Here is an 8,787-nt window from a genome sequence, read left to right as displayed (position 1 = left end):
ATAACCTTCCATAATCACAATATTGGCAGCGGTAAAAATTCTTTCCAGCTTAATGGGGCAGGCCGAACTGCCGACTACGATGGCTTTTATATTTCCGCCTATAGCAGCACGCCATTTGCTGTAAACCAATTTATCGGCAATGGCCAGCTTGATCTTATACCACAAACTGGTATTATTAATTTCATACGCTTCGGCCACTTTTACCGACCAGAAAAAGATCTTCCTTTTTACACCGGTTAGCTTTTGCCCCTGCACCATAATTTTCTCAAACACTTTTTCGAGCAAGCGCGGCACGGCGGTAAAAAGTGAAGGCTTTACCTCTTTCATATTTGCGCCGATGGTGTCCATACTTTCGGCGTAATAAATAGAAAAACCGTAGTACAGATAAACATAGGTACACATCTTTTCAAAAATGTGGTTCATGGGCAAAAAGCTTAAAACACGTTTCTCTTTCAGCGGGATCCGGTTAAGGATATCGCCGGATGCCATTGCATTGGTCATGATGTTTTTATGCGTAAGCATTACCCCTTTAGGCCGGCCGGTAGTACCCGAAGTATAAATAATGGTTGCCACATCGTCTTCGGTGATCTGACCGGTTATTTGCTGTATTTTTTGCAGAGAGCCCTCTTTTAAAGGTTTGAACAAAGTTCCCCAATGATTACATCCATCGATACTATCAAAAGTAAAAATGGCTTTTAAGGAGGGGATATTTAGCTGTACCTCTTTAACCTTATCGCATAAGTCCTTAGTGCTTACAAATACGTATTTAACTTCGGCTTCATTTAGTATTTGCTCAATTTCCTTAGTCCCCGTGTTGGGATATAGCGGCACCAGTATAGCACCCGTTTGCTGCACTGCCAGGTCGGTTATTACCCATTCGGGCCGGCCGTTACTTATCAGCCCTATTTTATCGCGGCCTTCGGTAGTGCCATCACCACCCGAAACTCCCAGGTCCAACAAGGCCGCAGATAGCTGGTTGATCATCGTGTGCACCTCTTCGGTGCTGTATGATCGCCAGGAACCATTCTCCTTTGCATTCAAAAAGTCTGCCCTGGGCGCTTTGGCCTGGGTAACCATGCAATCAAACAATCTTGTCGCTTTTTCCATGTTTGCAGCAATTATTTAGATAATGGTAATTTCCTATAACAATTCAAATACACCCGCCGCACCTTGCCCGGTGCCCACGCACATGGTAACCATACCATACTTTTTTTCCCGCCGCTTCAATTCGTTAAAAAGCTGAACAGAAAGTTTGGCCCCGGTGCAGCCAAGCGGATGACCAAGCGATATCGCTCCCCCATTTACATTTACAATGTCGGGGTTAAGCTCCAGTCCCTTTATTATGGCCAATGATTGCGATGCAAAGGCTTCATTCAACTCTATCAGCTCAATATCCTGCTGCTTCATCCCGGCCATTTTTAACACTTTGGGGATGGCTACCAGCGGACCAATCCCCATAATGCGGGGAGGCACACCTGCAACGGCATAATTAACCAGCCGGGCAATAGGTTTAAGGTTGTTCTCTTTCAGAAAACGCTCGCTAACTACCATCACAAAAGCCGCTCCATCGCTGGTTTGTGACGAGTTGCCGGCAGTAACCACGCCTTTTGCATCAAACACCGGTTTAAGCTTAGCCAATGCGTCAATTGATGTATCGCTACGCGGACCTTCATCTGTATCTACCTTAAATTCCCTTTTCTTTTTTTTGCCGCTCTCATCTACATAGGTCTCCACAATGTTTACCGGCGCTATCTCATCTTTAAACTTCCCTTCCTTAATGGCGCTAATAGCTTTTTGATGCGAGTTATAAGCAAACTGGTCCTGCTCTTCACGGCTGATATGATATTCCCTGGCAACAGCTTCCGCAGTAAGTCCCATTCCCCAGTAATAATCGGGATGAGCAAGGGCAATATCGGCGTTAGGAACAATGCGCCAGCCCCCCATTGGGATCAGGCTCATGCTTTCCACGCCACCCGCGATGATGCAGTCGGCAATGCCGCTGTGTATTTTTGCTGACGCTATGGCGATTGTTTCCAAACCCGATGAACAATAGCGGTTTACCGTCATGCCGGGAACCTTATCGGTATCAAGCGCCATTAACGAAATGAGCCTGGCTACATTCAATCCCTGTTCGGCTTCCGGCGTAGCATTGCCTACTATCACATCGTCTATCTGCTCTTTATCAACGTTGGGCACTGACGCCAGCAGATGCCTGATAACATCCGCTGCAAGCGTATCCGGACGGGTAAACCTGAACCCGCCCCGGGTAGCTTTTCCAACAGCGCTGCGGCTGGCTGCCACTATATATGCGTTCATTTTATTGAGATTTATACTTATTAAAATTAGTTCCTTAACACTTTTCCGCCGGTTAAAATAGACTGGATCCGCTCAAGCGTTTTCTTTTCGGTGCAAAGCGAAACAAAAGCTTCACGCTCCAATCCAAGCAAATATTCTTCGCCCACCATTGAAGGCTGGGACAGATCGCCGCCCGAAAGCACATAAGCCAGTTTCTGCGAAATCTTCACATCATGTTCGCTGATGTAATTGCCGCTGTACATGGAGTTGGCACCTACGTAACCCAAACCCAGGGCCTGCTTGCCCAACACCCTGATATCACCGCGCGGAATAGGCTGTATATACCCTTCATTTGCCATCTGCAGGCATTGTTGTTTAGCTTCAGCAAGCAGCCTGTCGCGGGATACCACGACTACATCCCTGCCCTTTTTGAGGTAGCCAAATTCAAATGCCTCGTAAGCCGAAGTGGATACTTTGGCCTGACCGATGGTTAAAAAACGATCCCGGAAATTATTCAGCTCAACATCACCATCCTGGAGTTCGTCTGAAAGGCGCAGGGCAAATTCCTTTGTTCCCCCGCCACCTGGTATCAAACCAACACCAAATTCAACCAAACCCATATATAGTTCGGAATGAGCTACCACCTTATCGGCATGCAGGCACATTTCGCAGCCGCCACCCAAGGCCATTTGATGAGGTGCTATTACTACCGGAATGGATGAATAGCGGATCCGCATCATAGTATTCTGGAAAGCCTTTATTACCATGTTCAACTCATCAAACTCCTGCTCAACGGCCATCATGAATATCATACCCACATTGGCCCCGGCACTGAAATTGGCCCCTTCGTTTGATATAACCAGGCCTTTGTAACTTGCTTCGGCAAGGGTGATGGCTTTATTTATGCCCTCTAGTACCTCGCCGCCTATCGTATTCATTTTAGTATGAAATTCAAGGTTCAGGATGCCATCGCCAATGTCGGTAATGGTAGTACCGCTGTTTTTCCAAACAGTATTGGTTTCGCGGATATTATTGAGCAAAATAAGCCCTTCCGTACCCGGAATTATCTTGTAGCTTTTAGATGGGATATCATAGTACAGGCGTTTGCCATCCTCTACCTTATAGAAGGTTTTTGCTCCCGCCTCAAGCATATCGTAAACCCATTGAGCCGGTTTGTTCCCCGCAGCTTCCATAGCTTTTACCGTATCCTCAACGCCAAGCGCATCCCATTTTTCAAAAGGGCCCAATTCCCAGCCAAAACCGGCATTGGTAGCAGCATCTATTTTATAAAGCTCATCGGCTATTTCGGGAATCCGGTTACTGGCATAAGCAAATAACTGGTAAAAGGTGCTGCGGTAAAAATCGCCGGCTTTGTCTTTTGCTGCAACCAGGATCCTGAGCCTTTCTTTCAGGTTATCAACCGCTTTTGTAGTTTCGAGCGAGGCGAATTTTACTTTTTGAGAAGGCTTGTACTCAAGCGTTTTCAGGTCAAGCGCGTAAAACTGGTTTCCTCCTTCACCTTTTTCTTTTTTGTAAAAACCCTGTCCGGTTTTACTGCCCAGCCAGTTATTTTTCACCATTCCGTCCACAAATGCAGGGATCCTGAATAATTCCCTGGCCTCATCATCCGGCGCGTTTTTGTAAAGGCCATTGGCAACGTGCACCATCGTGTCCAAACCCACCACATCATTGGTGCGGAACGTGGCCGATTTAGGGTGACCTATCACCGGCCCGGTCAATTTATCAACCTCTTCAACGGTCATGCCGGTTTGCTCCACGTAGTGCAACACACTCATGATGCTGAAAACCCCGATGCGGTTACCGATAAATGCCGGGGTATCTTTGGCCAATACCGTGGTTTTCCCAAGGTATTTTGCGCCATACTCCATCAAAAAGTCAACAACACTTGCCAGCGTATCTTTTGTTGGGATGATCTCCAGTAGTTTTAAATACCGCGGCGGGTTAAAGAAATGGCTGCCACAAAAATGCTTTTTAAAATCATCGCTCCTACCTTCGGCCATTAAATGGATCGGAATGCCGGATGTGTTTGAGGTGATCAGCGTTCCGGGTTTCCGGTACTTTTCTACCGTTTCAAATACCTGCTGTTTAATATCCAACCGTTCAACCACTACTTCTATCACCCAGTCGCAATCAGCAATTTTTGGCATATCATCTTCAAAATTGCCGGTTGTAATACGTTTTGCGAATGATTTGAGGTAGATGGGCGAAGGGTTTGATTTTAAAGCAAAATCCAGCGCATCGTTCACAATTTTGTTCCGCGCTTTCTTATCTGCCGGTGGGGCATCCTTTGGTACAATATCAAGCAACAGTACCTGTACGCCGACATTTGCAAAATGGCAGGCTATACGACTGCCCATTACTCCCGACCCCAATACTGCAACCTTTTTTATAATTCGTTTAGCATCCATTAGTATCTGCGTGTTTTATTAATCCTTTAATTTATTCGGCCCGCGACCAGGTAGTTGTACGCCCGAAAAGTGAAATGCCGATGTATCCGCGGATATCCAGGGTTTCACCCTTGTAGGTCATTTTGCAGGAATACGTTTTACCGTTATTAGGATCGTAAATTGTTCCGCCCGAATATTTATTATCGCCATCTTTTACAAAATCGGCCAATACAGGTAAACCTAACCTCGGCCTTGAGCGCAGTTTTTCATCGCTATTCATTTCGTCAACCTTAGGCTTCCCGTTTTTTAGGGGTTCTTTAAGCCATACCACCTTACCGTAAAACTTGCCGTTGCCTTCTTTAGTGATCTGGATTTTGGCACTCTTTACATCATTGTACCATAAGCCTTCAATTTTATCGGTTTGCGCTTTTGCGTTGATGCTTACTGCCACAACCGTTAGCAGGATTAATGCAAAACGGACGAAATGTTTCTTTGATACTGACATTGCCTGAGGTTTATTTTTATAAATAAGATCAGCTCTTTTTTTAAAGCAGGCACATGCTTTTCAGATTTCACCAAATAGTAAGATCCGGCATCAGAAGCCTTCTAAAAAAAAGACAGGTAGAATTATAAAATGGTTAAATAATTTAATCCCGATATAATTACCGGGTGGTTTATAATAACAAATATCTATTTCTACGGCGCTTTATAAAGGTCTAAACGACGGAAACATTTGTCAATATTTCGGAATTAAAGCTAACTGGTTTTATTTGATAATTGCGCTACAAGCCGGATATATTGCTGCATGGCATCATCGGTAGCAATGCCTTTCTGTTTTAACCATGCGTCATACTTTGCTTTAGCCACAAAATCAAACATCCCCGGAGGGTTTTCTGTATTTATATCGCCTTCCGTTGCCTGTTTATATAAACTGTACAGGCGTAATAATGTTTCATTATCAGGCTTTGAAGATAATTCTTTACTCTCTTTAACTGCTTTTTCAAAAGCATCATTCAGGTCGGTCATAGATAAATTATATAAAAGCTGAAAGCATAAAGCTTAAAGCTGATTTATTAGTTTCGGTTAATTGCTATATTAAATCATTTCAGGCTGGATTGGCCTCTTCCACATAATCGCTGCTCCGGGGTGCTTTCATAAACATTTCGCTTAGCTCTGCAGGTAATATGGCAAGCTTGCGCTTCTCCATATCTATCCATGAGCCTTCGGCATTTATGATAGCAGCTTTAACACCATCGCCCCGGTATAACTCATGCCTGATTGCCCAACGGGAACCATCAGGCCGCGATTTGATAAGCTCGCAGGTTACCCTGATCTGCTCGTTGATCCCAATTTCGCGCAGATAGATCAGCTCTTCCCTGAATAATACAGGCCCTATTTTGTATTCATAAAGTGTTGGCAGTTTTAAACCCAGGCTTTCCAGCATAATTATGCGGGCCTGTGCGGCAAAATCAGCATAAGCAGAATGCCTCATGTGCTGGTTCGAATCTATCTGCGACCACAGCACCTGTCCTTCATAAAAAAACTCCATAGTCCTGATTATTTTATTGATGATGTTCTTTGAACTTTTTAACAGCTGCTGTTAGTCGGGGCAAAATCTCCAATGCATCACCAACTACGCCATAATTCGCTGCTTTAAAAAATGGGGCCTCCGGGTCTTTATTGATCACCACAATAGTTTTTGAGCCGTTCACTCCTGCCAGATGCTGTATTGCCCCTGAGATCCCTACCGCTATGTATAAATTAGGCCGAACGGTGCCCCCTGTTTGGCCCACATGCTCGTGATGCGGCCTCCAGTGCGAATCGGCCACCGGGCGCGAACATGCTGTGGCGGCACCCAGCTCTTTTGCCAGGTCCTCCAGGATACCCCAGTTTTCGGGGCCCTTTAAACCGCGTCCGCCCGAAACAACCAGTTCGGCATCAGCAAGTGGTACTTCACCAGTTACTTTGTTTACCGATTTAACTTTTACGCCGAAATCTTTTTCGCTAAAGCTCACATCCAGTTGCTCAATAACGGCCTTACCGTCCATTTTTTTCACCGGGAAGGTATTAGGCATCAGCATAATTACCTTTGCATCACTTAAAATATTTACATACGCAAATGCTTTGCCCGAAAACACAGCTTTTTTAATCACAAATCCTTTTTCCGTATCGGGGTACGAGAGTGCACCGGCCACAAGGCCTGCCTGCAACTTTACGGCCACCCGCGGAGCGACTGCCCTGCCCTTAAGATCATGAAGGGTTATAATTACTTTGCTATCCTCCTTTTGTGCTGCCGCTATCAGTGCACCGGCATATGCCCTTGAATGCAGCTCATCCAAACGGCTATCGGCAACGTGCAACACTTTTTGGGCACCGTACTGACCCAAATTTTCCATTTCGGCAGCGGCAACACTGCCTAAAGCGATGGCAGTTGCTGTAGTACCCATTTTTTCGGCGATTTGAGCGGCGTATTGCACTGCTTCAAAGCTTTGCTTTTTTATGATTCCCCCGGTATGTTCTACCAATACAATTACAGACATTTTTTATTTTTTTTAGGTTGAGATGCTCCGGTGTGCGCACCATAGATGTTCGAAAGATGTAGATCAGTTGTAAATGTTGATTTAAAAGCTATGCCATTGCGAGGAGGAACGACGAAGCAATCTCGTAGCTATACAGATCGGACATGCATTGGCTACGAGATTGCCGCGTTACGCTCGCAATGACATATTTTTTAGAGATAATTTCATCTTCCAGACATCTATGGTGCACACACCAGGCAATAAATATGATTATTAAATAACTTTAGCTTCCGTATGCAACAGTTCCACCAATTCGTCAAGGTTGTCCGGGCTTACCAGTTTGATCCCAGCCTTAGCAGGCGGTAGTTCATAGGAGATTATTTCGGTTACTGCCGTTATCTTTGAAGGCGTGATAACTTTTAACGGACGGGTACGGGCAGCCATTATGCCGCGCATATTGGGTATCCGCGCTTCGGCAACGCCTTTTTGACAGGAAATAACCAGCGGTAAACTACAAATATCCGTTTCTTCGCCGCCTTCAATTTCACGCGTTACCACGGCAGTATCAACCTCTACCTGGATGCCGGTTGCAAAGCCGATGTAATCGATACCCAGCAATTCGGCCAGCATGGCACTTGTAGTACCATTATTGTAATCGATAGATTCTTTGCCGCATAAGATAAGGTCATAGCCAACCCCGGCGGCGTATTCGGCTATATAATGGGCGGTTTCATAAGGATCATTACTATCGGCATCAATGCGGATGGCTTCATCGCCACCCAACGCCAATGCTTTTCTAATCACGGGCTCAACGTCGGCTTTACCCACGGTTACAAGGTGAACATCGGCGGCGATGCCGCTTTCTTTTAATTCGATAGCCCTGATCAATCCGTACCATTCATCGTACGGGTTGATCACCCAGGTAACACCATCACTGTTAACCGAGGTATTATTATTTTTCAATACAATTTTGGTGCTCGTGTCCGGCACCTGGCTTATGCACACTAATATTCTCATTATCAGTTTTTCGTTTTTTAGGTTGATGTTATTTAGGGAAATGAAGGCTCCATGTCGCGCAGGTACCGATCAGCGGAGTTGTGTACCTCTGGCACACTTAGAAATTATTTATTTTATTTCTACAAACCTTTTGCACCTCTGGTGCAACCTGTCCTACTACTTAAGGTTGGGAGCCATCTTCTAAATCTTTCGTTATAAAGGTTATGTGATACTAAAAGCAATATTTATTTTCAGCGATGAGCTTTGCAGCAATATTTCTGCGGGCCTGGGTGGTATTAATATCTTCGGTTTTGGTGAAGCGCTTAAGGCCCATCAGCATCATCCTTCTTTCATCGCCTTCGGCGAAAGAGTTCAGCGCTTCTTTACCCGATTTTGCTATATGTTCGGCAGCATCATTGATATACACCCGCATCATATCCAGTTGCTCTTTGCAGGCTTCTTCGCCCCTTAAACCGACCAGTTTCTCTACCCTCAATTGCAGCGATTCGCTTACATAAAGCTCAATCAGCATATCGGCCAGGTTCATCAATACTTCCTGCTCTTTACCT

8 protein-coding genes and 1 pseudogene are annotated in these 8,787 nt (G+C 45.2%); all 9 read right to left on the bottom strand.

Annotated elements, in window-relative coordinates:
* On the bottom strand, positions 1-1,107 hold a 1,107-nt coding region (locus VF500_RS22460), incomplete at its 3' end, for an AMP-dependent synthetase/ligase (protein ID WP_330861818.1).
* 33 nt (positions 1,108-1,140) lie between these two features.
* Positions 1,141-2,316, bottom strand: coding sequence for an acetyl-CoA C-acyltransferase (locus VF500_RS22455; protein ID WP_091214681.1), 1,176 nt, complete (start codon positions 2,314-2,316; stop codon positions 1,141-1,143).
* 26 nt (positions 2,317-2,342) lie between these two features.
* The gene (locus tag VF500_RS22450) at positions 2,343-4,724 is read right to left on the bottom strand and encodes a 3-hydroxyacyl-CoA dehydrogenase/enoyl-CoA hydratase family protein (RefSeq protein ID WP_330861817.1); all 2,382 of its coding nucleotides are present in this window, start codon (positions 4,722-4,724) and stop codon (positions 2,343-2,345) included.
* 31 nt (positions 4,725-4,755) lie between these two features.
* Positions 4,756-5,208: a DUF2147 domain-containing protein gene (locus VF500_RS22445; protein ID WP_330861816.1), complete on the bottom strand. Its 453-nt coding sequence runs from the start codon at positions 5,206-5,208 to the stop codon at positions 4,756-4,758.
* 251 nt (positions 5,209-5,459) lie between these two features.
* Positions 5,460-5,729, bottom strand: a complete 270-nt coding sequence (locus VF500_RS22440; protein WP_330861815.1) for an acyl-CoA-binding protein — start codon at positions 5,727-5,729, stop codon at positions 5,460-5,462.
* A 79-nt stretch (positions 5,730-5,808) separates the two neighbouring features.
* Complete coding sequence (locus VF500_RS22435; RefSeq protein WP_199719356.1) at positions 5,809-6,252, bottom strand: acyl-CoA thioesterase; 444 nt, start codon at positions 6,250-6,252, stop codon at positions 5,809-5,811.
* 13 nt (positions 6,253-6,265) lie between these two features.
* Positions 6,266-7,243 (bottom strand): electron transfer flavoprotein subunit alpha/FixB family protein, encoded by a 978-nt coding sequence (locus tag VF500_RS22430; protein ID WP_330861814.1) that lies wholly within the window; start codon positions 7,241-7,243, stop codon positions 6,266-6,268.
* 252 nt (positions 7,244-7,495) lie between these two features.
* Positions 7,496-8,239 (bottom strand): electron transfer flavoprotein subunit beta/FixA family protein, encoded by a 744-nt coding sequence (locus VF500_RS22425; RefSeq protein ID WP_330861813.1) that lies wholly within the window; start codon positions 8,237-8,239, stop codon positions 7,496-7,498.
* A gap of 211 nt (positions 8,240-8,450) precedes the next feature.
* A pseudogene (locus VF500_RS22420) lies at positions 8,451-8,787 on the bottom strand (acyl-CoA dehydrogenase); the annotation flags it as partial.

Source organism: Mucilaginibacter sp., assembly GCF_036383575.1.
Taxonomy (GTDB): domain Bacteria; phylum Bacteroidota; class Bacteroidia; order Sphingobacteriales; family Sphingobacteriaceae; genus Mucilaginibacter.
This window is presented reverse-complemented; position numbering and strand designations above follow the sequence as displayed.